This window comes from Streptomyces venezuelae ATCC 10712, assembly GCF_008639165.1.
GTDB classification, from domain to species: domain Bacteria; phylum Actinomycetota; class Actinomycetes; order Streptomycetales; family Streptomycetaceae; genus Streptomyces; species Streptomyces venezuelae.
On the sequence record NZ_CP029197.1, the window covers coordinates 3,027,571 to 3,051,824 of the forward strand.

A 24,254-nucleotide genomic window follows, 5' to 3' on the forward strand; every position below is an offset into this window, starting at 1 on the left:
TTACGGCCGTACCCTCAGACACCCAACAACGTGCCAAGCACAGTCCGTTCCTCGAAAACCATTTTCCACGCCGAAGCAGTACTAACGGTTTCTCGGAGAGAGACTGTGCCAACTAATCAACGTTCCACCCATGAGCTGACCGTGCAGAACGTTTGCCTGCAATCGGTACTGTGCTCCTTAGAAAGGAGGTGATCCAGCCGCACCTTCCGGTACGGCTACCTTGTTACGACTTCGTCCCAATCGCCAGTCCCACCTTCGACAGCTCCCTCCCACAAGGGGTTGGGCCACCGGCTTCGGGTGTTACCGACTTTCGTGACGTGACGGGCGGTGTGTACAAGGCCCGGGAACGTATTCACCGCAGCAATGCTGATCTGCGATTACTAGCAACTCCGACTTCATGGGGTCGAGTTGCAGACCCCAATCCGAACTGAGACCGGCTTTTTGAGATTCGCTCCGCCTCACGGCATCGCAGCTCTTTGTACCGGCCATTGTAGCACGTGTGCAGCCCAAGACATAAGGGGCATGATGACTTGACGTCGTCCCCACCTTCCTCCGAGTTGACCCCGGCGGTCTCCTGTGAGTCCCCATCACCCCGAAGGGCATGCTGGCAACACAGGACAAGGGTTGCGCTCGTTGCGGGACTTAACCCAACATCTCACGACACGAGCTGACGACAGCCATGCACCACCTGTATACCGACCACAAGGGGGGCACTATCTCTAATGCTTTCCGGTATATGTCAAGCCTTGGTAAGGTTCTTCGCGTTGCGTCGAATTAAGCCACATGCTCCGCTGCTTGTGCGGGCCCCCGTCAATTCCTTTGAGTTTTAGCCTTGCGGCCGTACTCCCCAGGCGGGGAACTTAATGCGTTAGCTGCGGCACCGACGACGTGGAATGTCGCCAACACCTAGTTCCCAACGTTTACGGCGTGGACTACCAGGGTATCTAATCCTGTTCGCTCCCCACGCTTTCGCTCCTCAGCGTCAGTAATGGCCCAGAGATCCGCCTTCGCCACCGGTGTTCCTCCTGATATCTGCGCATTTCACCGCTACACCAGGAATTCCGATCTCCCCTACCACACTCTAGCCTGCCCGTATCGGATGCAGACCCGGGGTTAAGCCCCGGGCTTTCACACCCGACGTGACAAGCCGCCTACGAGCTCTTTACGCCCAATAATTCCGGACAACGCTTGCGCCCTACGTATTACCGCGGCTGCTGGCACGTAGTTAGCCGGCGCTTCTTCTGCAGGTACCGTCACTTTCGCTTCTTCCCTGCTGAAAGAGGTTTACAACCCGAAGGCCGTCATCCCTCACGCGGCGTCGCTGCATCAGGCTTTCGCCCATTGTGCAATATTCCCCACTGCTGCCTCCCGTAGGAGTCTGGGCCGTGTCTCAGTCCCAGTGTGGCCGGTCGCCCTCTCAGGCCGGCTACCCGTCGTCGCCTTGGTAGGCCATTACCCCACCAACAAGCTGATAGGCCGCGGGCTCATCCTTCACCGCCGGAGCTTTCAACCAGCTCCCATGCGGAAGCCGGTGTTATCCGGTATTAGACCCCGTTTCCAGGGCTTGTCCCAGAGTGAAGGGCAGATTGCCCACGTGTTACTCACCCGTTCGCCACTAATCCACCCCGAAGGGCTTCATCGTTCGACTTGCATGTGTTAAGCACGCCGCCAGCGTTCGTCCTGAGCCAGGATCAAACTCTCCGTGAATGTTTACCCGTAATCGGGTGACACTCGCGTTGAGCGGGACAGTCAGGCCGGAATAAGGCCGACTGTCCACAGCGTCCTCGCTGTGTATGTTGCCTACCCGCCACAAGGGCCGGCAGGACTTTCAAAGGAACCTCGCCATCCGAAGATGGACGGGGTATCAACTAATCTGGCGTTGATTTTTGGCACGCTGTTGAGTTCTCAAGGAACGGACGCTTCCTTTGTACTCACCCTCTCGGGCTTTCCTCCGGGCTTCCCTTCGGTCTTGCGTTTCCGACTCTATCAGATCTTTCCGATCCGATTTCCTCGGTACTTTCCGGTCCCTTTTGTTTTCACTCCGGGGGCCTTTCGGCGGTTCCGACTTTATCAGAATCATTTCGGCCGACCTAATCGGTGGCTTTCTTGATTCGAATGAGAATCGGGATGACTCCGTGGAATCGAATTCCCGACCGGAGTGAGTGTGACTCTACTTGGCTGCTGCCGAACCGTCCAGTTCCAGGCAACCGTTTGAATCTACCTCCCCACGTCCGCCATGTCAACGGCTTTTGTGGGCACCGGAGGACACTAGCAGGTCAGCGGGGCCGTACGCACATCAGGCGGCGGTGGGGAGCTCGGCGCTGCGGTCGGCCTCTTCGAGGTCTCCCTGGTAGCCGGCTCGGGAGGCGCGGCCGCCCAGGACGTACACGTAGGTGAGGAACGCCAGCTCGGCGGCGATGCCGAGGGTGATGCGGGCCCAGGTGGGCAGGCCGGAGGGGGTGACGAAGCCTTCGATCAGGCCGGAGACGAAGAGGACCAGGGCCAGGCCGATCGCCATGCCGACGGCGGCCCGGCCGCGCTCCGCGAGCGCGGCGCGACGGGTCCTGGGACCGGGATCGATGACCGTCCAGCCGAGGCGCAGACCCGTGCCGGCGGCCACGAAGACCGCGGTCAGTTCGAGCAGGCCGTGCGGAAGGATCAGGCCCAGGAAGACGTCGAGACGGCCGGCGGAGGACATCAGGCCGATGCCGACGCCGAGGTTCAGCATGTTCAGGAAGAGGATCCAGAGCACCGGGATGCCCAGGAAGGCACCCAGGACCAGGCACATGGCGGCGGCCCGGGCGTTGTTCGTCCAGACCTGGGCGGCGAAGGACGCCGCCGGGTGGCTGGAGTAATACGTCTCGTACTGCCCGCCGGGCCGGGTCATCTCGCGGAGGTCGCCGGGGGCGCCGATCGCGGCCTGGACCTCGGGGTGCGTACCGATCCACCAGCCGATGAGCACGGCCAGCAGGGTGGAGAGGACCGCTGTGGGGACCCACCAGTGGCGGGAGCGGTAGACGGCCGCCGGGAACCCGGCCGTCAGGAAGCGGGCCGCGTCGCGCCACGAGGAGCGGCGGGTGCCGGTGACAACGGCGCGGGCGCGGGCCACGAGCTGGGTGAGCCGGGCCGTGAGCATCGGGTCCGGGGCGCTGGACTGGACGATCGACAGGTGGGTGGCCGTCCGCTGGTACAGCGCGACGAGTTCGTCGGCCTCGGCGCCGGTGAGCTTCGCTCCCCGGCGCAGGAGCTGGTCGAGGCGCTCCCACTCGGCGCGGTGGGCGGTGACGTAGACGTCGAGGTCCATGATCGGCTGCTGCTCCAGGCATCGGCTGCGGACGGGTCCGCACTACTGATCTACTGCGGCGCGCTGCGGGTCAGCTTGGCAGACTGGCGTTCGGAGGGGTCGGGAAGGGCGGAGAAGGGTGGGTGCCGTGAGTGGGTTGGTGACGGGGGACGCCGTCGTGCTGGGGCTGCAGCCCGCGCGGCTGCCGAGCCGGGCGTTGGCGGTGCTCATCGACCTGGTGGTGGTGTGGGCCGCGTACCTGCTGATCACGCTCGGGCTCGCGGTCGCCACGGCGTCGCTCGACGAGGCGGCGGAGACGGCGGTGTTCATCGCGTCGTTCCTGCTGCTGCTCGTCGGCGTGCCGATCGCGGTGGAGACGCTGTCGCACGGTCGCTCGCTGGGGAAGCTGGCCTGTGGGCTGCGGGTGGTGCGGGACGACGGCGGGCCGATCCGGTTCCGGCACGCGCTCGTGCGCGGGGCGATGGGGGTCGTGGAGATCCTGATGACCTTCGGGGTCGTCGCCTGTGTCGCGTCCCTGGTTTCGGAGCGGGGGCGGCGGCTCGGGGATGTGTTCGCGGGGACGCTGGTGGTGCGGGAGCGGATACCCGCGGCCCGGGTCCTGGCCGTGCCTCCCCCGCCGCCGTGGCTGGTGGGGCGCTTCGCCGGGCTCGATCTCTCCGCGGTGCCCGAGGCCCTGTGGCTGGAGATACGGCAGTACCTCACCCGGGCCCGGGAGCTCGACCCCGCGGTGGGACGGCGGCTGGCCGAGCGGCTGGCCGACGAGCTGGTCGCGCGGACCGGGACGCCCCCGCCGCCGGGAGTGCCGGCCGACGCCTATCTCGCGGGTGTGGTCGCCGAGCGACAGGCCCGGGACTCCCGGCGGGCTCTCGCCCCGGCCTCGGGGATGACCGCCCCCGTCGCTGGCATGACACCCCCTGTCTCGGGCATGACCGCCCCGGCCCCGGGGATGACCGTCCCTGGCGCCGGCCCCGCCTCTGCCTCTTTCGTCCCACCCGCGGCCACGCCGGCCGCCTCCCCGGTGCCGCCCCCGGTGGCGACGGGCGACCGGCCTCAGTCGCCTGCGGCGCCCGCCGCTCCCTCCACGGGGTTCGCTCCGCCCGCCTGATCGTCCCCGGTCTCGTCAGGGGAAGACCGACGGTGGTGTCTCCAGGGCTTCGAGTTCGATGCCGGGGGCCGCGAGGACCACGTCGCCGGCGATGTGGACGGTGTGCCGTTCGCCCGTGTCCAGGGCGCTGACCTGGTACTCGTCCACCATCAGGGGGCCGTTGTCAGTGGCGTGCGCTTCACTCTTCACCAGGGCCCAGGACTGGTCGACCGTGAGGGGGGCGAGCACCGGGTCCGTGAGGGCGACGAGCCTGACACGGGTCTCGGGGGAATCGGGGGTGAGACGCAGGAGTCGCGTGAGGGCGACGAGGAATGCCGGGGACGTGCCGGTGAAGGCGTGGGCGCGCACATTGCCTTCGGTGGCGTGGGTTCCGGTGGGGTCCGTACGGACCCAGGTGACGCCGTCGAGGGCCGCGCCGCGGACCTGCCAGCCGGCGGCGTGGAGTTCGAGCCGGATGGGGCGGCCGAGTTCGTCGACGGCCAGGTCGACGGAGCCCCGGTGGTCGCCGGAGGGGGTGGTGATCTGTGAGACGTAGCGCCAGCCGGAGGGGCCGGGCGCGCAGTGGAAGTGTTCTTCACCGAGGGGGGTGTGGTCGTGCGGGTCATGGAGCGAATATCGGCCGCGGGGCATGGGTCGGTCCTCGGGAGGGGGCGCTTCCAGGAGCGGTAGCGGGGGCGGGACGGGGCAGACCCCCCGGCACGGGGGTGCGGGGGGTCTGCCTGAGTCCTCTACGGGTGTCCGGGACGGCGTCGCGTCGGTGCGCGGGCGCCGCCGGCCGGGGGCATCAGTAGCGGTAGTGGTCCGGCTTGTACGGGCCCTCGACCTCGACGCCGATGTAGGCGGCCTGCTCCGGGCGGAGGGTCGTGAGCTTCACGCCGAGCGACGCGAGGTGGAGGCGGGCGACCTTCTCGTCCAGGTGCTTCGGGAGGACGTAGACGTCGGTCGGGTACTCCTCCGGCTTCGTGAAGAGCTCGATCTGGGCCAGGGTCTGGTCGGCGAAGGAGTTCGACATCACGAAGGACGGGTGGCCGGTCGCGTTGCCCAGGTTGAGCAGGCGGCCTTCCGACAGGACGATGAGGACCTTGCCGTCCTCGAACGTCCAGGTGTGGACCTGCGGCTTGACCTCGTCCTTGACGATGCCGGGGATCTTGGCGAGACCGGCCATGTCGATCTCGTTGTCGAAGTGACCGATGTTCCCGACGATGGCCTGGTGCTTCATCTTGGCCATGTCGGCGGCCATGATGATGTCCTTGTTGCCGGTCGTGGTGATGAAGATGTCCGCCGTCTCGACGACCTCGTCGAGGGTCGTGACCTGGTAGCCGTCCATCGCCGCCTGGAGCGCGCAGATCGGGTCGATCTCGGTGACGATGACGCGGGCGCCCTGGCCACGGAGGGACTCGGCGCAGCCCTTGCCGACGTCGCCGTAACCGCAGACCACCGCCGTCTTGCCGCCGATGAGGACGTCGGTGGCGCGGTTGATGCCGTCGATGAGGGAGTGGCGGCAGCCGTACTTGTTGTCGAACTTCGACTTCGTCACGGCGTCGTTCACGTTGATCGCCGGGAAGAGGAGGGAGCCGGCCTGGTGCATCTCGTACAGGCGGTGGACGCCGGTGGTGGTCTCCTCGGTCACGCCGCGGATCTCGGACGCGAGCTGGGTCCACTTCTGCGGGTTCTCGCCGAGGGTGCGGTTGAGGAGACGGAGGATGTGGCCGTACTCCTCGCTGTCCGCGGTGGCCGGGTCCGGGGCGGAGCCGGCCTTCTCGAACTCGACGCCCTTGTGGACGAGGAGGGTGGCGTCACCACCGTCGTCCAGGATCATGTTCGGGCCGCCGGTGGGCGAGTTCGGCCAGGTGAGGGCCTGCTCGGTGCACCACCAGTACTCCTCGAGGGTCTCGCCCTTCCAGGCGAAGACCGGGACGCCCTGCGGGTTCTCCGGGGTGCCGTTCGGGCCGACGGCGATGGCCGCGGCGGCGTGGTCCTGGGTGGAGAAGATGTTGCAGGAGGCCCAGCGGACCTCGGCGCCGAGGGCGACGAGCGTCTCGATGAGGACGGCGGTCTGCACGGTCATGTGCAGGGAGCCGGTGACGCGGGCGCCGGCGAGCGGCTGCTGCTCGGCGTACTCGCGGCGGATCGACATCAGGCCGGGCATCTCGTGCTCGGCGAGGGTGATCTCCTTGCGGCCGAAGGCGGCGAGGGAGAGGTCGGCGACCTTGAAGTCCTGGTGGGTGGCAGTCGTCATGACTGGAGCTGCTCCTCGTGTGGTCGAGTGCGAGGGTCGGTTGGCGCCGGGCGCCACGGAACGCCCAGGGCATACGAATGCCCGGGTTCTCCACGGTGCCGTCGTCGGAGGCCCTCTCTCCCTCGGCCGGTCCGTGCGGACCGCCCGACCGCCATCAGCAGCGACGTCTGGCTGTCACGAATCTACACCGGACAGTGCGGTGTGCCACAGTCCGCATCGAGGGGTGGGACGGGCTCGAATGCCCGTACGGACCAGTGCGGCCCCCGAGACCAGGAGGGTCTCGGGGGCCGCGTGGGGATGGTGAGGTCAGTGACCTGCGCCGCCCGGCGACTTGGCCGGGTTCGTGCCGGCCGAGGCGGCCTTCTCGCTGTAGACGTCGGGCTCCAGGTAGATCACCCGGGCGATCGGGACGGCGGCGCGGATGCGGGCCTCGGCGGCGTTGATGGCGTTCGCGACCTCGGCGGCCGAGTCGTCGTGCTGGACGGCGATCTTGGCGGCGACGAGGAGTTCCTCCGGGCCGAGGTGGAGGGTCCGCATGTGGATGAGGCGGGTGACGGTCTCGCCGTCCACGACCGCGGCCTCGATCTTCTTGACGTCGTCGGTGCCGGCGGCCTCGCCGAGGAGCAGCGACTTGGTCTCGGCGGCCAGCACGATCGCGATGACGATGAGCAGGACGCCGATGCAGAGGGTGCCGATGCCGTCCCAGATCCCGTCGCCGGTCAGCAGGGCCAGGCCGACGCCGCCGAGCGCGAGGATGAGGCCGACGAGGGCGCCGAGGTCCTCCAGGAGGACGACGGGCAGCTCGGGGGCCTTCGCCCGGCGGACGAACTCCTTCCAGGAGAGGTTGCCGCGGAGCGGGTTGGACTCCTTGATGGCGGTGCGGAAGGAGAAGGACTCGGCGATGATCGCGAAGACGAGGACGCCGACCGGCCAGTACCAGGCCTCGATCTCGTGGGGGTGCTTGATCTTCTCGTAGCCCTCGTAGATGGCGAACATGCCACCGACGGAGAAGAGCACGATGGAGACGAGGAAGGCGTAGATGTACCGCTCGCGCCCGTAGCCGAAGGGGTGCTGCGGGGTGGCCTCGCGCTGGGCCTTCTTGCCGCCGAGCAGCAGGAGACCCTGGTTGCCGGAGTCGGCGAGCGAGTGGACGCTCTCCGCGAGCATCGACGACGAACCGCTGAAGAGGAACGCCACGAACTTGGCTACGGCGATCGCCAGGTTGGCGGCGAGAGCCGCCACGATCGCCTTGGTTCCGCCTGACGCGCTCATGGGTGTACGTGGTCCCTTCGTCGATGCACCGGCTCTGTCGCCGCGGTTCGGCCGGTCATTGTCGCATCAGGCCACGACGGTCGCGCGGAAGACCGTCCCCGTACCCGTGAGTTCGGCGGGTTCGCCGGCCGGGACGAAGACGGATTCGCCGGGGGCGAGAGTGATGTCGCCCGCCTTCGGCCGGCCGGCGACGGCCAGCAGGATCTGCGGGGTCGGTGCGGTCAGGTCGGTGGGGGCCGCGCCCTCCGGCCGTACGAGACGGGAGAGCCGGAACTCGTCGATCGGGGTGTCGTAGACCTCCTCGCCGGTCGGGGAGGCCTCGGGGCGCAGGACGGTGGCGTCGTTCGGCTCGAAGCGGACGACACGCAGCAGTTCGGGGACGTCGATGTGCTTGGGGGTGAGTCCGCAGCGCAGCACGTTGTCGGAGTTGGCCATGATCTCGACGCCGAGGCCGCTCAGGTAGGCGTGCGGGACGCCGGCGCCGAGGTAGAGGGCCTCGCCGGGCTGGAGCAGGACCCGGTTGAGGAGCATGGCGGCGATGACGCCGGGGTCGCCCGGGTAGTGGTGGGCGAGGCTCGCGTACGGGGCGTGGGCGCCGCCGAGGCGGTCGGCCGCGGCGGCCGCCTCCGTGACGGTGTGCGCCATCTCGTCCGGGTCGGCGGTGAGCAGGGCCGTCAGGACCTCGCGGAGGGCGGCCTCCTCGGGGTGGGCGTGGAGCAGGTCCACGTACGGCTTGAGCGAGTCGACGCCCAGCTCGGCGAGGAGGTCGGCGGCGTCGGCGGGGGTACGGAACCCGCACAGGCCCTCGAACGGAGTGAGCGCGCAGATCAGCTCGGGCTTGTGGTTGGCGTCCTTGTACGTGCGGTGCGGGGCGTCGACCGGGATGCCGGCGGCCTCCTCCGCGGCGTGGCCCGCCCGCGCCTGGGCGAGGTCCGGGTGGACCTGGAGGGAGAGGGGGGCACCGGCGGCGAGGATCTTCAGCAGGAACGGCAGACGCGGTCCGAACGCGTCGACGGAACGCTGCCCCAGTTCGCGTACGGGATCGGCGGCGATCAGTTCGTTCAGCGGGCCGCGCTCGGTGCGGGAGGGCGCGCCGGGGTGGGCGCCCATCCACATCTCGGCCTGGGGTTCGCCGGTCGGGGCGATTCCGAGCAGTTCCGGGATGGCCGTCGTGGATCCCCAGGCGTAGGGGCGGACGGTGTTGACGAGGCGGTCCATGGTGCCTGCCAGCTCCTCGGTGGTGATGACGGATGGTGAGGTGAGGGGTGTCGGGTGACAGGTGACAGGTGACAGGGGGTGGGTGACTGGAGTGTTACGGGGGGTGGGCTGGGGGGTGGATGGGGCGGGGGGTTGGGGGGCCTGCGGGCGGCCCGGGTGGGCCTTGGCCTTGGCCTTGGCCTGGGCCTGGGCCTGGGCCTGGCCTGGCCTGGCCTGGGCCCTGGCCCCCGTTAGAGGGCCGTGCGGCCCGGGGTGGCCAGAGCCAGGTAGACGGCGGCGAAGTCGGTCACGGCGAGAAGTTCCGCCAAGGTCTCCAGGTCACCACCTTCCTCCGGTTCCAGCTCGCTGACAGCCGTCTCATGGCTGAGGGCCAGCTCCCGGGCCGCATGCGCGGCGGTGAGGCCGTCGGACGGACGATCCCTCAGCAACACCACCCGGGCGCGCAGCGCCTGCGGCTCCTCCACCCGGTCGCGGAAGAAGTCCTCGGGATCGGCGCCCGCCGCGTAGTCGCCGGCCAGCAGGACACCGTGGGCGGGCATGGCCTCCGGGAGCTCCGCCGCCAGTGCCGGCAGCCCGGCGAGTTCGGCGAGGACCGCGGCGAAACGGCGGCCCGCCGGGCCGGCCGCTGCGCCCTCCGTCCAGATCAGCGGCAAGGTGTCCGCGAGCTCCGCGGCCAGCGTCTTCGCCGGGTTGCTGTACGTGGCGATGGCCGGGCCGCAGCGTTCGGCCGTACGGTCCAGGCGGTCGGCCACCCTCTCCAGCACCTCCGGCGGCGCCTCCAGCAGACCGACCCGGTCCAGGAGCATCAGCAGCGGGGTGAACAGGGCCCAGAGGCTGCCCGGACTCGCCGCGATGTTCTCGGCGTACTCGTCGGGGGCCTCGTTCGGGGCGGTGGCCATCGGCACGAACAGCCCGCGAGAGCCGCTCACCGCCTCGGCGAGCGGCGACGCCTTCGGGGCGACCGCGACGACGGTGATGCCCCGGCGGTAGGCCTGCTCGGCCAGGAGCGCGAGGCCCGGCTCGGAACCGTCCGTGGTCGGCAACAGCAGCAGGTCCACGGAGCCCGCCCAGCCGGGGAGGGCCCAGCGCAGCGCGCCCGCCGCGGGGGCTACGCCGGTGGGCTGGAGCCGTACGACCGGAGCGGAGGCGCCTGCCAGGGCGCCGATCAGGTCGGCGACGGCCGCGGCGGCCGTGCCGGGGCCCGCGACGAGGACGGCGCGGGGGCGGCCCTCGGGGCGGAGGTCCGCGATGCCGGCCTCGGCGGCGTGCCGGGCCGCGGTCCGTACCCGGGCGCCTGCCGCGGCGGCGCCGCGCAGGAGGCCGCGGCGGTCGGCCAGGGCGAGGTCGTCCGGGGCGTCGAGGAGGGTCTCGTCGAGCATGTGCGGTGCCTCCGGTCGCGTCGTCGTCACGCCGGCCCCTGCGGGGCGCTTGGCGCGGGCCTGGTGGTGTTGCCTCGCGTTTCCCTGGCGGGTGCGGGGCCTGGTCGGTGCGGGGCCTGCTGGGTGCGGGGCCTGCTGGGTGCGGGGCCTGCTGGGTGCGCCCGGCCTTCGGCCGGGCTTGTCGGTTCCCACCCGCACCACCCGTACAACTGGGAGGGCAGAGGTGCCGGTCTTCCCGTACGGGGTGCTCGCCGTCGGCGGCTGACCCCGAACCGCCGGGCTGCCGGCGCCGTGGCGGCCACCGTCCGAGGGACAGGCCGGCCTGCGCCGGATACCGCCTGGCGGGCGGGCCGGTGGCCCTGGGCCGGGCACCGGCTGACAAGCGAGGCCCGTGACCTGAGCCGCGTACCGCCTGGCGGGCGGGCCCGTGACCCTGGGGCGGACACCGTCTGACAGGCGAGGCCAGTGGTCTGGACCGTGGCACCGCCTGGCGGGCGGGCCATTGACCCTGGGCCGGGCACCGGCTGACAAGCGAGGCCCGTGACCTGAGCCACGTACCGCCTGGCGGGCGGAGCCGTGACCCTGTGGGGCGGACACCGTCTGACGGGCGAGGCCGCCGACCTGGGCCGTGGCACGTACCGCCTGGCGGGCGGAGCCGGTGGCCTGGTCTGGTACCGCCTGACCGACAGGCCGGTGACCGTGGCGGGTACCGCCTGGCGGGCGGGCCGGTGCCCCTGGGCCGGATACCGCCTGGCGGGCGAGCCGGTGAACCTGGGCCAGGTACCGCGCCTGACGGGCGGAGTCGGTGGCCTGGGCCGGATATCGCCTGGCAGACGGGCCCGGTGTCCTCGGCCGGACACCGCCTGGCGGGCGGGCCGGTGGCCTGGGGCCTGGCATGTCCCGCCTGACGGGCGGGCCAGCGGCCTGGGCCCGTACCGCGTCGGACGGGCGGGGCCGGTGGCCTGGGTCGGGCACCGTCTGAAAGGCCGAGCCGATGGCCAGATACCGCCTGACGGGCCGAGCCCGTCGCCTGGGCCCGGCACCTTCTGACTGGCGGAGCCGGTCGCCTGGGTCGGGGCGGGTACCGCCTGACATCGGAGCCCGTCGCCTGCGCCAAGCACCGCCCGACGGGCCGAGCCAGTCCGTCTGACAGGCCGGCCCCGTCGCCTGAGCCGGGCACCGGTTGACAGGCCGAGATCGTCGCCGGGCAGCGGCTGGCGCGCCCAGTCAGCGGTCGGGGGACGGGTCACCGTCTGGGGCCCGGGGGTTACGGGCGGCGGGCCTCGTCGGTCAGGAGGACCGGGATGTCGTCGCGGACCGGGTAGGCGAGGCCGCAGTCGGGGCTGGTGCAGATGAGTTCGGGGGTCTCGGCCGTCGTGCGGTCGTTCAGCGGAGCGTGGCACGCGGGGCAGGCCAGGATCTCCAGGAGGCCGGCTTCGAGCGGCATGGGGTGTCCCTTCGAACATGCGGTTTCGGGCCAGGTCAGCCTACCGCCGGGGGGCGGGGGGTGCCCCGCTCCCCGGCGGCGGGCCGGGGACGGTCAGTCCGTCGAGCGGACCAGGGCGAGGACCTCGTCGCGGACCTTGGCCATGGTCGCCGCGTCGCGGGCCTCGACGTTGAGGCGGAGCAGCGGCTCCGTGTTGGAGGCGCGGAGGTTGAACCACCAGTCCTCGGCCGACACCGTCAGGCCGTCGAGCTCGTCGAGGGTGACGTCCGCGCCCTCGTACGCCGCGCGCACCTTGGCCGCGCTGGCCGTCTGGTCCGCGACGGTGGAGTTGATCTCGCCGGAGGAGGCGTAGCGGTCGTACGCCGCGACCAGGCCGGACAGGGCCCCGTCCTGGCCGCCGAGGGCGGCGAGGACGTGCAGGGCGGCCAGCATGCCCGTATCGGCGTTCCAGAAGTCCTTGAAGTAGTAGTGCGCCGAGTGCTCGCCGCCGAAGATCGCGCCGGTCTTCGCCATCTCCTCCTTGATGAAGGAGTGGCCCACCCGGGTGCGGACCGGCTCTCCGCCCTGCTCGCGGACGACCTCCGGCACCGACCAGGAGGTGATCAGGTTGTGGATGATCGTTCCGCCGGGGTGCTTGGCGAGTTCGCGCGCGGCGACCAGGGCGGTGATCGCGGACGGGGAGACGGGCTCGCCGCGCTCGTCGACGACGAAGCAGCGGTCGGCGTCGCCGTCGAAGGCGAGGCCGAGGTCGGCGCCCTCGGCGCGGACGCGGGCCTGGAGGTCGACGATGTTCTTGGGGTCGAGCGGGTTCGCCTCGTGGTTGGGGAAGGTGCCGTCCAGCTCGAAGTACATGGGAACGAGGTCGAGCGGCAGGCCCTCGAAGACCGTGGGGACCGTGTGGCCGCCCATGCCGTTGCCCGCGTCGACGACGACCTTCAGCGGGCGGATCGCGGTGAGGTCCACGAGGGCCTTCAGGTGGCCGGCGTAGTCGGTGAGGGTGTCCCGGTGGGTGACCGTGCCCGGGGTCGCCGCGGCCTCGGGGGCGCCCTCCTCCGACCAGCGCTCCGCGAGCTCGCGGATCTCCGACAGGCCGGTGTCCTGGCCGACCGGGGCGGCGCCGGCGCGGCACATCTTGATGCCGTTGTACTGGGCCGGGTTGTGCGAGGCGGTGAACATGGCGCCGGGCAGCCCGAGGCTGCCGGACGCGAAGTACAGCTGATCGGTGGAGCAGAGCCCGATCAGGGTGACGTCGGCTCCGAGGCGGGCCGCGCCGCGCGCGAACGCGTCGGCCAGACCGGGCGACGAGGGGCGCATGTCGTGGCCGATGACGATCGCGTCGGCGTCCGTCACCCGTACGAAGGCGGCACCGAAGAGCTCGGCGAGCGTCTCGTCCCACTGGTCGGGTACCACTCCGCGGACGTCGTACGCCTTCACGATCTGCGACAGATCGGCAGTCACGGATCCACCCTCCTGAGTTCTCGGCACGCGAGTGCGGCGCGTGTACGGAACGCCAAAACTACCCGGAGCGGTGAGGGGGTACGCGGACGGTGGCCGGTTGCGGTCAGTTGTCGGGCGAACGGAGGACCCTCAGGTGGCCCCGGCGGCCGACCTCCATCGGGTCGCCGCCACGGCCGCCGCCGCCCTTGCCGCCGGCTTCGGCGGCGCGTTCCTGGGGGCGGGCCGCCTCCCGTACCGCGTTGGCCAGGGCTTCGAGGTCGTCGCCGCTGGGGCGGGTCGGGGCGGAGGCGTCGGTGAGCCGCACCACCTCCCAGCCGCGCGGGGCGGTGAGGCGCTCGCTGTGCTCGGCGCACAGGTCGTAGCAGTGGGGCTCGGCGTAGGTGGCGAGCGGGCCGAGGACCGCAGTCGAGTCGGCATAGACGTACGTCAGTGTCGCGACGGCAGGGCGGCCGCACGCAGTGCGCGAACAGCGACGTACAGGGCTCACGACGTTGGACGGTACCGCACTCTTGAGCGGGCCGCGACGACTCTCCCTCAGGTCACTCCACCGTGTCGCGCTGTGACCTCCGCCACCACCCGTTTCGTGGTGGCTGCCCTGACCTGCGCGGGAGGGGGCGCACGGGGGTGGGGGCAGGAGTCGATCCGGACAGTCGGGGGTAGAGATCCGGTCAACCGCGGCCAGATGGCCGATCGTGACGGGCTGTCGAATCGGGCGGACGGTTGGCCGGAATGTTCAGTTTTCGACATGGGGTCGGGTGGTGGTCCCGGGGCGGCGGGGAACGTGGCGAGGATGCGCCACGGTGCGCGGAGACCGATGAGGGTTACGCTGCGTCAGTGATGGACAGTCCTGTGCCGCCGAGCCCCCCGCACCGCTCCACGGAGCCTCCGGCGGAGCCTCGGGTCCGCCGCCGCGACCGGCACGGCCGCGGGATGCGGGGACCGGTCGCTCCGCCGCAGGTGCCGCTCTCCACGAGCCGGGCCGACACCTTCCGCGACCTCGTCCTCGACTCGGTGGAGCGGCTCGAGCGGCGCTGGCCGCAGCTCGCCGATGTCGAGTTCCTCGTGATGGAGGTGCCGCCCGCGGTGTCGGGCGAGACCGTGCCGCTGGGCGGGTCGGTGCCCGCCGAGAAGAACGAGCCCGCGCGCGTGGTCGTCTACCGGCGGCCGGTCGAGATCCGGTCCAAGAACCGCGACGAGCGGGCGCTGCTCGTCCACGAGGTGGTCGTCGAGCAGGTCGCCGAGCTCCTCGGCCTCTCCCCCGAGTCGGTCGATCCCCGGTACGGGCAGGACTAGGCGCCAGGCGGACCAGAGCCGGGCAGGGCCTAGTCCAGGACCCCGAGGTCCTGGTGGGCCGACGGGACCTCCACCGTGCCGTGGTCGTCCACGAAGGTCTGGACGGTGAACATCGGGGTGCCGTCCTGCGGCAGCGCGAGCGTGCGGGCCGCGTGCACCGGGCCGCCGGAGACCTTTTCGACGGTCAGCGCGTAGGAACCCTTGACGCCTCCGGGGACCAGGTCGGTCAGGCTCGTCGTGGTGCCCGCCTTGAGGGAGACCGTCCTGGTCACCGGCGTACCGCCCTCGGAACCCGCCGACGCGGTGACCTTGACCTGGGCGGCGGCGCCCGGCGCGGTCAGCGAGAGCGTCGAGGCCTTGGCCCGGTTGTCGGCGACCGTCGCCCGGGCGGAGATCGCCGCCGTCGCCGGCACGAACGCGACCTCGGTGTTCTCACCCTTGCCGCGGACGACCCGGAGGGCCGCCACGAACGGGGTGGGCTTCTTCGGGTCGCTCGGGGTGAGCAGCAGGGAGGCCGCCTGCCCGCGGGTCAGGTCGGGCAGGTCGAGGGCGGCCGTCATCCCGGACTTCACGTGCAGGGTCCCGGCGCCCGCCGGGACGATCGTGCCCGTCTGGGTGGCCAGCTGGACCTTCAGGTCGGCGTCGTCGTCGCCGGGGACGAAGGCCACCAGGCGTACGGAGGTGGCGTCGGCCGGGATGCCGGGGAGTACGGCGGTGGTCGCCGGGTCCGCGGCGGCGGCGAGCCAGTCGCTGCCGAGCTTCTCGTCGGCGGAGCCGACGGCGGCGCCGACCCGGCCGCTGCGGGTGGTGACGTGGACGGTGACGGACTGCTGGGGGGCCGCGGCCGTGAGGGTGGAGAGCAGGACCGGGACCGTGGCGTGGGCGGGGACCGGGATGCCGTCGGTGAACTGGGACTTGAGGACGCCCTCGGGGCCGTACAGCTCGATGTCGGCGACGGCGGCGGTGTCGTCCGGGTTGGTGAGGTGGACGTAGTCCTGGCGCTCCTTGGCGGTGGAGGCCGCCGGGAACCAGAAGTCGGTGTCGGCGGCGCCGCAGCTGAGGCCGAGGAGGCCGCGCGCGCCGCCCGCGGGGACGACGGTGGTCTGCTGGACGGTCCAGCCGGGGGCGAGGGTGCCGGTGGCGGCGCCGGTGAGGGCGGGGGCGCCGGGGCCGTCCGCTTCGGAGGTGACGGGCTTGCCGGGGGCGGTGACGGGGGCCGGGATCTTGGGGGTCTTGGCCTTGCCGCCCTGGGCGGTGCCGCCGGACGCGGTGGTGCTCGCGGCGGCGGTCAGCTGGGCGGTGGGCTGCCCGGCCTTGCCGGGGCTGCCCTGACCGGTCGCCGTGCCCGTGCCCGTGCCCGGCGGGGTGTACGAGGTGTAGCGGGTCTCGGCCACCTCGGAGGTGCTGGGCGCCGGGCAGGCCAGGCCCGTCCGCTCGACGGGCAGCCGCGAGGCGGCCTTGGCCTCGGGGGCGGGGGCCCCGTCGGGGGCGGTGAGCGAGGCGAAGCCGGTGACGGCGGCGAGCGTCGTCGCGACCGCGATCAGGGAGAGGGTCGTGCGCTTCACTGGTTGCTCCCGTCGGGACGCTGCTCGGTCTCGTGGCCCTGGGGGTATCCGTAGCCGTAGGTGTACGGGTCGTACTGCTGCGGGTCGTACGGCTGCTGCTGCGGGTCGTACGGCCGGCCCTGGAACTGGTCCTGGTCCTGGGCCTGGCCCTGGTCGTACTGCTGCTGGTCGTAACCCTGTTCGCCGTAGGGCTGCTGCTGGTCGTACTGCTGCGGCTGCTGTTCGTAGCCCTGCTGGGGGTACGCGTAGGGCTGCTGCTGGTACGGGTCGGAGCCGAACTCCTGGTAGTAGCCCTGCTCCTGGTACCCCTGGGCCTGCGGCTGCTCCTGGGCCTGGGCGTAGGCCGGGTCGTACCCGCCGTCTCCCCATCCCTGGGGGTCCTGGGCACCGTGGGCGTCGTGGGTCTGCTGGGTCTGCTGCTCGGGGATCGCGGCGGCTTCCGGTGCCTGGTCGGACCCGGTCCCGGCGGCCTCGGCGGCCGCGGCCTCCGCCTCGGCGGCGGCGCGCAGCCGGCGGGCCCGGCGGCCGTCGCCCTCGGTCGCCTGGGCGGGGATCGCGAGCTCCTCCTCGGGGAGGTCGTCGTCGATCTCGCGTCGGCGGCCGGGAAGGGCGAGCACCAGGAGGACCACGGCGAGGCCGACCTGGGCCCAGATCCACAGGGTGTGGGTGAACGGCTGGTCGTACGTGAGGTCGAGACGGCCGCCCTGGGCGGGGAGCTCGAAGCCCTGGGCCCAGCCGTCGACGGTGGTCCGGGTCAGTTCCTTGCCGTCGAGGGTGGCGGTCCAGCCCTCGTCGGCGCGGTCGGCGAGGCGCAGGACGCGGCCCGTGGGGCCGGCCGGGACGTCGGTGTGCGCCTCGACGGGGCCGGCGGCGACGGCGACCGGGCCGGTGGGCTTGCCGGCCGTGCCCGTCGCCGGCTTCCCGGCCGTCTGCGGGGCGGGCGGGACGATCATGACGCGGGCGATCTCGCGGTCCACCCGCCACAGCGCGCCGCCGTCGAGCTGGCTGAGGCGGCTGAGCCCGGGGGTGGAGTCGAGGACGCGGCTCATCTGGCGCGGCGCCCCGTCCCGTACCAGGACGTAGCGGATCGCGTAGCCGCTGAGCTGCTCGGTCTGGTCGGCGCCGGAGCCGGCGACCAGGTGGGCGACGACGGCGTCGAGACGGGCGTCGCCCTCGGCGCCCGCGGTGAGTTCGGCGTCGCCGAGACGGGCACCGGAGCCGCGGACCAGGGTGTAGGCGACCTCGGCGGGCGAGGTGCCGCCGAGGACGAGGGTGCGGGGCTGGTCGCGGGTGCCGGACTCCTCGGCGACGAACGCCGGGACCTGGACCGGGTCACGGCGGGTCAGCGGGCCGTCGGCGCCGCCGATCATCCAGCCGACGGCGGCGACGGCCGGGCCGAGGGCGCAGGCGAGGGCGACGAGGGCGGCGACCGGCTGGCGCCAGCCGAAGCCGTGGGCGGCGACGCGGGTGCGGCCACCCTCGGCGCCGATCATGCCGGCGGCGATGAGGGCGGCGCCGTAGACGAGGGTGGCGGGTCCGGCCCAGCCGGTGCCGCCCGCGCCGTTGGTCAGGACGGCGAAGAGGAGGCCGGCGAGGGCGGCGGCCCAGGCGGCGCGGACCGCGAGCTGCCGCTCCTCGCGGAGCAGCCCGGAGAGGCCGGCGAGGACGAGGCCCAGGAGGAGGAGGCCGCCGGTGGTGCCGGGGCCGCCGGGGCTGGTGCCGAGCAGGTCGAGGGCGCCGGCCGTGCCCGTGCGGATGTCGAGGCCCGCCTCGCGCAGGAACGCGGCCGGGTCGGTGAGCAGGGTCAGCGACCAGGGGGCGAGGACGAGCAGCGGGGTGCCGACGGCGGCCAGGAAGCGCAGCCCGTACGCGGTGATGTCGGAGCGGCGTACGACGAGGACGCCGATGCCGAGGAGGACGGCGAGCGGCCACACGACCGGGGTGAAGGCGGTCGTGAAGGTGAGCAGGAAGGTGTACGCCCAGGTGGCGCGCCAGCTGCCCCGCTCCGGCCGGTTGAAGCCGTGGGCGGCGACGGCGGCGCGGGCCGTCAGCGGGAGCAGGATCGCGAGGACCGCGGTGCCGAGCCGGCCGGTGGCGAGGGCCCCGGTGGCGGCGGGCAGGAAGGCGTACGCGATGGCGCCCCAGGCGCGCAGCAGCCGGGACTCGACGATGCCGCGGGCGGCGAAGTACGCGGTGAATCCGGCGAGCGGGACCGAGCAGACGAGCAGCAGGGTCAGCGCGGTGGAGGTGGAGCCGAGGAACAGCGCGGAGAGCGCGGCCAGTACGGCGAGGTAGGGCGGGGCGGTCTGGGTGCCGCCGGTGCCGAGCGGGTGCCAGCCGTCGGCGTACCGCGACCAGAGTTCGGAGACGGTGTCGGGGGCGGGCAGCAGGGCGCCGCCGGCCAGCGAGCCGCCGGCGAAGAGGTTGCGGCAGGCGACCAGGGAGATGAGGAGGAGCAGGGCGAAGAGGACCGGGCCCGGCTTGCGGGCGATCTTCTTGAGCCGGGCGAACTGCTCGATCTCCAGGTAGTCGGCGTCGTCGCCGCCGGGTCCTGACTCGACGACGCCGTGGCGGGAGCCGGCGTCGGCGTCGGAGCCGCCGAAGTTGGCGGTGAACTGTTCGACGGCGGCGCGGATCGTGGCGCCGGGCGGCGGGAACAGCGGGCGGAGCTCGCTCGCGGGAACGGCGGCGTTCTTGCGCCGCTTGCGGCCGGCCAGGATCTTCTCGGGGCGCAGCAGGGTGGCGAGCAGGCCCATGACCTCGTCGACGGCCTGCCCGGGGACCTTGCCGACGAGGTAGGCGAGGGTGCGGAGCAGGGTGCTGACGACGAGCCGGGCGAGGACGTACGGGAGGGCGGCGCCACGGGTGTTGACGAGGAGGGTGTAGACGGCGCCGGCCTTGTCGACGCGGTGCGGGTTGGCGGCGGTGCGCCCGGCGCAGTCGACGGTGCGGCGCTCGCGGGCGGAGGCCTCGGCGTGCCGCAGGACGGCGTCGGGGGCGACGAGGACGCGGTGGCCGGCGGAGTGGGCCCGCCAGCACAGGTCGACGTCGTCGCGCATGAGGGGCAGGCGCCGGTCGAAGCCGCCGAGCTCCTCGAAGACGTCGCGCCGGACGAGCATGCCGGCGGTGGAGACGGAGAGGACGGAGCGGACCTGGTCGTGCTGGCCCTGGTCCTGCTCGCGGCGGTCGAGTCCGGTCCAGCGGCGGCCGCTGCGGGCGATGGAGACGCCGGTCTCCAGGAGCTGCTTCCTGTCGTACCAGCCGCGCAGTTTGGGGCCGATGACGGCGGCGTCCGCGTCGGATTCGGCGACGCGCAGGAGTTCGGCGAGGGCGCCGGGCTCGGGGGCGCAGTCGTCGTGGAGCAGCCAGAGCCACTGGACCGGTTCGCCGTACGGGAGTTCGGGGAGGTCGTAGGCCTCGTCGTTCCAGCTGCGGCTGACCGGGTCCCAGCCGCTGGGGCGCTTCAGATAGGGGAGGTCCTCGGGTCCGAGCACGGGCGCGGTGCGGGCGGCCTCCTCGACGGCGGCGCCGAAGCCGGTGCGGCGCGCGAGGTGCAGGACCCGGTCGGCGCCGACGGCGTCGGCGAGGAGCTGCGCCGAGTCGTCGGCGCTGCCGGTGTCGGCGGCGACCACGTTCTGCACGGGGCGTTCCTGGGCGAGCAGCCCGGCGAGGGCGTCCGGCAGCCAGCGGGCGCCGTCGTGGGTGACGAGCACGGCGGTGACGACGTGTCGCGGAAACTCAGGAGTTGAGGACATCGAGCTACGGGCCCTCCGGCCGGGGTCGCCCGCGGGGGGCGTGGGGAGCGTCTCGGACGGAGGCCCACACTAACGGCTGCACGCGGAGCGGTCCGCCGCCCTGTGGACAGAGCGGGAGGAACGCCGGGGGCGGAGGAGGGGGGAACGCTCTGTACAGGGCGGGGGGACGTCGGGGGCAGAGCGGGAGGAAGGGATTCCGGCGGAGACGACGAACGGTCCGCCGCCTGTGGGTGAACCACAGGGGGCGGACCGTTCGTCGTGTCCTCGTGCGCGCGGCCTGGCGCGCGGGGCCCGGCAGGCTTCGCGCCGTTCAGACGGCGGCCTTCTTCAGGCGGCGCCGCTCACGCTCGGAGAGGCCTCCCCAGATTCCGAACCGCTCGTCGTTCTGCAGGGCGTATTCGAGGCATTCGGAGCGGACCTCGCAGGCGAGGCAGACCTTTTTCGCCTCGCGGGTCGAGCCGCCCTTCTCGGGAAAGAAGGACTCGGGATCGGTCTGGGCGCACAGCGCGCGCTCCTGCCAGCCGAGTTCTTCGTCCGCGTCCTCGACCAGCAGTTCCTGGAACAACTCGGTCATGTGCGCCCCTCGTCTGTTCTGTGCGTCCCCGTGGTGTTGCCGTTGCGAACCCGGCCTAACGACACGAGTGAAATTACAAGTTCGTGCTCTGCGCGAGTCAAGCCGAGATCTGCTATTGGGCCTCGTATTCACTCTGCGGAACCAAGCGTATGCGGAAAGTGTTCAAATCACCAAAAAACGTGACACATGCCACCGGCCTGGGTGCACCGTGCGACCTCTCGCGAAAGAGGACGTCCGAGACTTGGATCTTGTTGCGATCCAGCCATGGAAGCGATCCGGATCACAGTCCGGTCACGGACCGATCAGGACCCCGCGTGGTGACCGAGCGTGTTCGATCGCGCGGGTGCCGCCATGTTTACGGGCACGGTTGAAGCGCCATCTGTCCTGGTCCACGCCTGAGCAAACCTTTCTCCACGCACGGTAACCGGATGAGGTGAAACATTACCCCCAAATCGGGCATTGAGTTGACAGTCGGGTACCGTTCCGGCCACCTTTGGTGGCATGCCAGCGACCGCAGCGCTCTCCGCGACCCACAGCCGTGGGTTCCGCAGCGCTGTCCAGGCGCGCTGTTGCTGTTGCTGTCCCAGCTGTTGATGCCGTAGAGCTCCAGCCGCTCCTTCCCACGGAGCCCCGGCCTTTCCCCCAGCGTCACCCTGCGTCACTCGCGTCACCTCTCTTCTCGTGACCCCCACCGCTTCTGTTTCTGCTGAGGAACCACCCCACCCATGAACATGGACAGCGACCTTCAGATCGCCGGCGACATCCTCGAGGTCCCGCACCTCCTCCAGCCCGAGCGCGCCCACCCCGAGACGGTGGCCGACTTCGCCGGGCTCGCCCGCTCGATCGCCGACGACCGCGCCCAGTGGGCCCCGTACGTCGAGTACGACGCCACGACCCGCTGGTACCACCGGCTGCGCACCGGCCCCGGCTACGAGGTGTGGCTGCTCTCCTGGGTGCCCGGCCAGGGCAGCGGACTGCACGACCACGGCGTCTCCTCCGGCGTACTGACCGTCCTGGAAGGCGAACTGACGGAGCGTACGGAGCAGGGCGCGCGGGCGCTCACGCCGGGCTCGCAGCGGGTGTTCGCGCCGGGGTACGTGCACGAGGTCCTCAACGACTCCCTCGAACCGGCCGTCAGCCTGCACGTCTACTTCCCCGGCCTCACCGAGATGCCCATGCACGAGTCGCTCCAGGCCCAGTGCTCCCCCGAACCCTCCGGTGCGGCCGTCGTCTGACCGCCTGAGAGACTGCTGGGCATGCGCATTGTGGTTCTGGCCGGCGGCATCGGTGGTGCCCGTTTCCTTCGCGGCCTCAAGCAGGCCGCGCCTGACGCGGAGATCACGGTCATCGGCAACACCGGTGACGACATCCATCTCTTCGGGCTGAAGGTCTGCCCCGACCTGGACACGGTGATGTACACCCTCGGCGGTGGCATCAACGAGGAACAGGGCTGGGGACGTACGGACGAGTCCTTCACCGTCAAGGAGGAGCTCGCGGCGTACGGCGTCGGACCCGAGTGGTTCGGGCTCGGCGACCGGGACTTCGCCACCCACATCGTCCGTACCCAGATGCTCGGCGCGGGCTACCCGCTGAGCGCCGTCACCGAGGCGCTCTGCGACCGCTGGCAGCCCGGCGTACGCCTCCTCCCCATGTCCGACGACCGCGTCGAGACGCACGTGGCGATCGAGGTCGACGGCGAGCAGCGCGCGGTGCACTTCCAGGAGTACTGGGTGAAGCTGCGCGCCTCCGTCGACGCGAAGGCGATCGTGCCCGTCGGCGCGGAGACCGCGAAGCCCGCGCCGGGCGTCCTCGAGGCGATCGCCGAGGCCGACGTCATCCTCTTCCCGCCGTCCAACCCCGTGGTGAGCGTCGGGACGATCCTGGCCGTGCCCGGCATCCGCGAGGCGCTCGTGGCGGCCGGGGTGCCCGTCGTGGGCCTCTCCCCCATCGTCGGCGACGCGCCCGTGCGCGGGATGGCCGACAAGGTGCTGGCGGCCGTGGGCGTGGAGTCCACGGCGGCGGCCGTCGCCCGGAACTACGGCTCCGAGCTCCTCGACGGCTGGCTCGTCGACACCGTCGACGCCGGCGCGGTCGCGGACGTCGAGGCGGCGGGCATCCGCTGCCGGGCGGTGCCGCTGATGATGACCGACGTCGAGGCGACGGCCGCGATGGCGCGGGAGGCGCTGGGGCTGGCGGAGGAGCTGGCGGCGGCGGGGCCTGCGGCAGCGGACGGGCCGGAGTCGGCCGAGGGGCCGCGGTGAACCCGGCGGACGGGATTGCCTCCGCTCCCTCCTACCGGGTCTGGGCCCTGCCCGGACTGCCCGAGGTGACGGCCGGGGACGACCTGGCCAAGCTGATCGCCTCCGTCTCGCCGGAGCTCGTCGACGGCGACGTCCTGCTCGTCACCTCCAAGATCGTGAGCAAGGCCGAGGGCCGGGTGATCGCCGCCGACGACCGCGAGGAGGCCATCGACGCCGAGACGGTACGGGTGGTGGCGCGGCGCGGCACCCTGCGGATCGTCGAGAACCGGCAGGGGCTCGTCATGGCCGCCGCCGGGGTCGACGCCTCCAACACCCCCCCCGGGACCGTGCTGTTGCTGCCCGAGGACCCCGACGCCTCGGCACGGCGCATCCGTTCGGGACTGCGCGAGGCGCTCGGCGTGGACGTCGGCGTCGTCGTCACGGACACCTTCGGGCGGCCCTGGCGCAGCGGACTCACCGACGTGGCGATCGGGGCGGCCGGGGTGCGGGTCCTCGACGACCTGCGCGGCGGGACCGACGCGCACGGCAACCCGCTGAGCGCGACGGTGGTCGCCACCGCAGACGAACTCGCCGCCGCTGGCGACCTGGTGAAGGGCAAGGCCTCCGGCCTTCCGGTCGCCGTCGTCCGCGGTCTGCCGCACGTCGTGGCCGGGGACGCGGAACCGGGGGCGCGGGCGCTGGTGCGCGGCGCCGCCGACGACATGTTCCGGCTCGGGACGTCGGAGGCCGTACGGGAGGCGGTGACGCTGCGGCGGACCGTACGGGAGTTCACCGGCGAAGCGGTCGACCCGGGTGCGGTACGGCGTGCGGTCGCCGCGGCCGTGACGGCGCCCGCCCCGCACCACACGACGCCGTGGCGGTTCGTGCTGCTGGAGTCCGAGCGGTCCCGGACGCGGCTGCTCGACGCGATGCGGGACGCGTGGATCACCGACCTGCGCCGCGACGGCAAGTCCGAGGAGTCCATCGCGAAGCGGGTCCGGCGCGGGGACGTCCTGCGCAACGCGCCGTACCTCGCCGTGCCCTGCCTCGTCATGGACGGCTCCCACCACTACGGCGACCCGCGCCGCGACGCGGCCGAACGCGAGATGTTCGTGGTGGCGGCCGGCGCGGGCGTCCAGAACTTCCTGGTGGCACTGGCGGGCGAGCGGCTGGGCTCGGCGTGGGTGTCCTCGACGATGTTCTGCCGCGAGGTCGTCCGCGAGGTCCTCGACCTGCCCCAGGACTGGGACCCGCTGGGCGCGGTCGCGATCGGACACCCGGCGGCGCCGCCGAGGGAGCGGGCGGCGCGGGGGGCTGCGGAGTTCGTCGAGGTGCGCTGACCTCGTCCGCCGTGGTGCGGCGAGGCCGTGCGGTGGCCTTCGGGGGCGGTGCGGCCTCCTTCGGG

17 protein-coding genes and 1 rRNA gene are annotated in these 24,254 nt (G+C 71.9%); 5 read left to right on the forward strand and 13 right to left on the reverse strand.

Translation table 11 applies throughout. From position 1 onward, the window contains the following. Positions 1 to 181 precede the first annotated feature (181 nt). Both DEJ43_RS13750 and DEJ43_RS13760 read right to left on the reverse strand, forming a co-directional pair. Positions 182 to 1,707, reverse strand: a 16S ribosomal RNA gene (locus DEJ43_RS13750). A gap of 589 nt (positions 1,708 to 2,296) precedes the next feature. Beyond that, positions 2,297 to 3,304 (reverse strand): stage II sporulation protein M, encoded by a 1,008-nt coding sequence (locus tag DEJ43_RS13760; RefSeq protein WP_015033965.1) that lies wholly within the window; start codon positions 3,302 to 3,304, stop codon positions 2,297 to 2,299. A gap of 127 nt (positions 3,305 to 3,431) precedes the next feature. Between DEJ43_RS13760 and DEJ43_RS13765 the strand changes: the two genes are divergently transcribed. After that, entirely contained in the window at positions 3,432 to 4,409 is a 978-nt protein-coding gene (locus tag DEJ43_RS13765) for an RDD family protein (RefSeq protein ID WP_086024639.1), read from the forward strand. Positions 4,410 to 4,424: 15 nt separating this feature from the next. Here DEJ43_RS13765 and DEJ43_RS13770 read toward each other — a convergent pair whose 3' ends face one another. The 8 genes from DEJ43_RS13770 to DEJ43_RS13805 form a co-directional block, all read right to left on the reverse strand. Continuing rightward, on the reverse strand, positions 4,425 to 5,039 hold the full coding sequence (locus DEJ43_RS13770) for a hypothetical protein (RefSeq protein ID WP_015033967.1): 615 nt from the start codon (positions 5,037 to 5,039) through the stop codon (positions 4,425 to 4,427). A gap of 154 nt (positions 5,040 to 5,193) precedes the next feature. Continuing rightward, positions 5,194 to 6,648, reverse strand: coding sequence for an adenosylhomocysteinase (ahcY, locus tag DEJ43_RS13775; RefSeq protein ID WP_015033968.1), 1,455 nt, complete (start codon positions 6,646 to 6,648; stop codon positions 5,194 to 5,196). A 306-nt stretch (positions 6,649 to 6,954) separates the two neighbouring features. Continuing rightward, positions 6,955 to 7,920, reverse strand: a complete 966-nt coding sequence (locus DEJ43_RS13780) for a cation diffusion facilitator family transporter (protein ID WP_015033969.1) — start codon at positions 7,918 to 7,920, stop codon at positions 6,955 to 6,957. A 66-nt stretch (positions 7,921 to 7,986) separates the two neighbouring features. Further along, positions 7,987 to 9,138 (reverse strand): mannose-6-phosphate isomerase, class I, encoded by a 1,152-nt coding sequence (manA, locus tag DEJ43_RS13785; RefSeq protein ID WP_015033970.1) that lies wholly within the window; start codon positions 9,136 to 9,138, stop codon positions 7,987 to 7,989. A 230-nt stretch (positions 9,139 to 9,368) separates the two neighbouring features. Then, on the reverse strand, positions 9,369 to 10,517 hold the full coding sequence (locus DEJ43_RS13790) for an SIS domain-containing protein (protein WP_015033971.1): 1,149 nt from the start codon (positions 10,515 to 10,517) through the stop codon (positions 9,369 to 9,371). Positions 10,518 to 11,784: 1,267 nt separating this feature from the next. After that, entirely contained in the window at positions 11,785 to 11,964 is a 180-nt protein-coding gene (locus DEJ43_RS13795; protein WP_015033972.1) for a Trm112 family protein, read from the reverse strand. Between the two features lie 93 nt (positions 11,965 to 12,057). Further along, a complete protein-coding gene (locus DEJ43_RS13800; protein WP_015033973.1) occupies positions 12,058 to 13,422 on the reverse strand; it encodes a phosphomannomutase/phosphoglucomutase in 1,365 nt (454 codons plus the stop codon). A 103-nt stretch (positions 13,423 to 13,525) separates the two neighbouring features. After that, positions 13,526 to 13,960 (reverse strand): DUF3499 domain-containing protein, encoded by a 435-nt coding sequence (locus DEJ43_RS13805; protein ID WP_071891319.1) that lies wholly within the window; start codon positions 13,958 to 13,960, stop codon positions 13,526 to 13,528. A 299-nt stretch (positions 13,961 to 14,259) separates the two neighbouring features. On the opposite strand from DEJ43_RS13805, the gene DEJ43_RS13810 reads away from it, so the two are divergent. After that, positions 14,260 to 14,715 (forward strand): metallopeptidase family protein, encoded by a 456-nt coding sequence (locus tag DEJ43_RS13810; protein ID WP_015033975.1) that lies wholly within the window; start codon positions 14,260 to 14,262, stop codon positions 14,713 to 14,715. A 29-nt stretch (positions 14,716 to 14,744) separates the two neighbouring features. On the opposite strand, the gene DEJ43_RS13815 is transcribed toward DEJ43_RS13810, so the two are convergent. The 3 genes from DEJ43_RS13815 to DEJ43_RS13825 form a co-directional block, all read right to left on the reverse strand. Continuing rightward, a complete protein-coding gene (locus tag DEJ43_RS13815; protein ID WP_015033976.1) occupies positions 14,745 to 16,280 on the reverse strand; it encodes a DUF5719 family protein in 1,536 nt (511 codons plus the stop codon). Continuing rightward, entirely contained in the window at positions 16,277 to 20,035 is a 3,759-nt protein-coding gene (locus DEJ43_RS13820; protein WP_015033977.1) for a glycosyltransferase family 2 protein, read from the reverse strand. The genes DEJ43_RS13815 and DEJ43_RS13820 overlap by 4 nt, the downstream gene beginning before the upstream one ends. Before the next feature lie 310 nt (positions 20,036 to 20,345). Then, positions 20,346 to 20,609: a WhiB family transcriptional regulator gene (locus DEJ43_RS13825; protein ID WP_015033978.1), complete on the reverse strand. Its 264-nt coding sequence runs from the start codon at positions 20,607 to 20,609 to the stop codon at positions 20,346 to 20,348. 725 nt (positions 20,610 to 21,334) lie between these two features. On the opposite strand from DEJ43_RS13825, the gene DEJ43_RS13830 reads away from it, so the two are divergent. From DEJ43_RS13830 to DEJ43_RS13840, 3 genes are read left to right on the forward strand one after another with little or no spacing between them, the layout of a single operon-like run. Next, on the forward strand, positions 21,335 to 21,844 hold the full coding sequence (locus tag DEJ43_RS13830) for a cysteine dioxygenase (protein WP_015033979.1): 510 nt from the start codon (positions 21,335 to 21,337) through the stop codon (positions 21,842 to 21,844). A 21-nt stretch (positions 21,845 to 21,865) separates the two neighbouring features. Next, positions 21,866 to 22,870 (forward strand): 2-phospho-L-lactate transferase, encoded by a 1,005-nt coding sequence (cofD, locus tag DEJ43_RS13835; protein ID WP_015033980.1) that lies wholly within the window; start codon positions 21,866 to 21,868, stop codon positions 22,868 to 22,870. Further along, on the forward strand, positions 22,867 to 24,189 hold the full coding sequence (locus DEJ43_RS13840) for a coenzyme F420-0:L-glutamate ligase (protein ID WP_015033981.1): 1,323 nt from the start codon (positions 22,867 to 22,869) through the stop codon (positions 24,187 to 24,189). Before cofD ends, DEJ43_RS13840 begins: the two co-directional genes overlap by 4 nt. The last annotated feature ends 65 nt before the right edge of the window (positions 24,190 to 24,254 follow it).

Excerpts from the sequence above, each read along its gene's own strand:
- DEJ43_RS13760 (WP_015033965.1), bottom strand. The coding sequence starts at position 3,304 with ATGGACCTCGACGTCTACGTCACCGCCCACCGCGCCGAGTGGGAGCGC.
- DEJ43_RS13770 (WP_015033967.1), bottom strand. The coding sequence starts at position 5,039 with ATGCCCCGCGGCCGATATTCGCTCCATGACCCGCACGACCACACCCCC.
- ahcY (WP_015033968.1), bottom strand. The coding sequence starts at position 6,648 with ATGACGACTGCCACCCACCAGGACTTCAAGGTCGCCGACCTCTCCCTC.
- DEJ43_RS13780 (WP_015033969.1), bottom strand. The coding sequence starts at position 7,920 with ATGAGCGCGTCAGGCGGAACCAAGGCGATCGTGGCGGCTCTCGCCGCC.
- manA (WP_015033970.1), bottom strand. The coding sequence starts at position 9,138 with ATGGACCGCCTCGTCAACACCGTCCGCCCCTACGCCTGGGGATCCACG.
- DEJ43_RS13790 (WP_015033971.1), bottom strand. The coding sequence starts at position 10,517 with ATGCTCGACGAGACCCTCCTCGACGCCCCGGACGACCTCGCCCTGGCC.
- DEJ43_RS13795 (WP_015033972.1), bottom strand. The coding sequence starts at position 11,964 with ATGCCGCTCGAAGCCGGCCTCCTGGAGATCCTGGCCTGCCCCGCGTGC.
- DEJ43_RS13810 (WP_015033975.1), top strand. The coding sequence starts at position 14,260 with ATGGACAGTCCTGTGCCGCCGAGCCCCCCGCACCGCTCCACGGAGCCT.
- DEJ43_RS13820 (WP_015033977.1), bottom strand. The coding sequence starts at position 20,035 with ATGTCCTCAACTCCTGAGTTTCCGCGACACGTCGTCACCGCCGTGCTC.
- DEJ43_RS13825 (WP_015033978.1), bottom strand. The coding sequence starts at position 20,609 with ATGACCGAGTTGTTCCAGGAACTGCTGGTCGAGGACGCGGACGAAGAA.
- DEJ43_RS13830 (WP_015033979.1), top strand. The coding sequence starts at position 21,335 with ATGAACATGGACAGCGACCTTCAGATCGCCGGCGACATCCTCGAGGTC.
- cofD (WP_015033980.1), top strand. The coding sequence starts at position 21,866 with ATGCGCATTGTGGTTCTGGCCGGCGGCATCGGTGGTGCCCGTTTCCTT.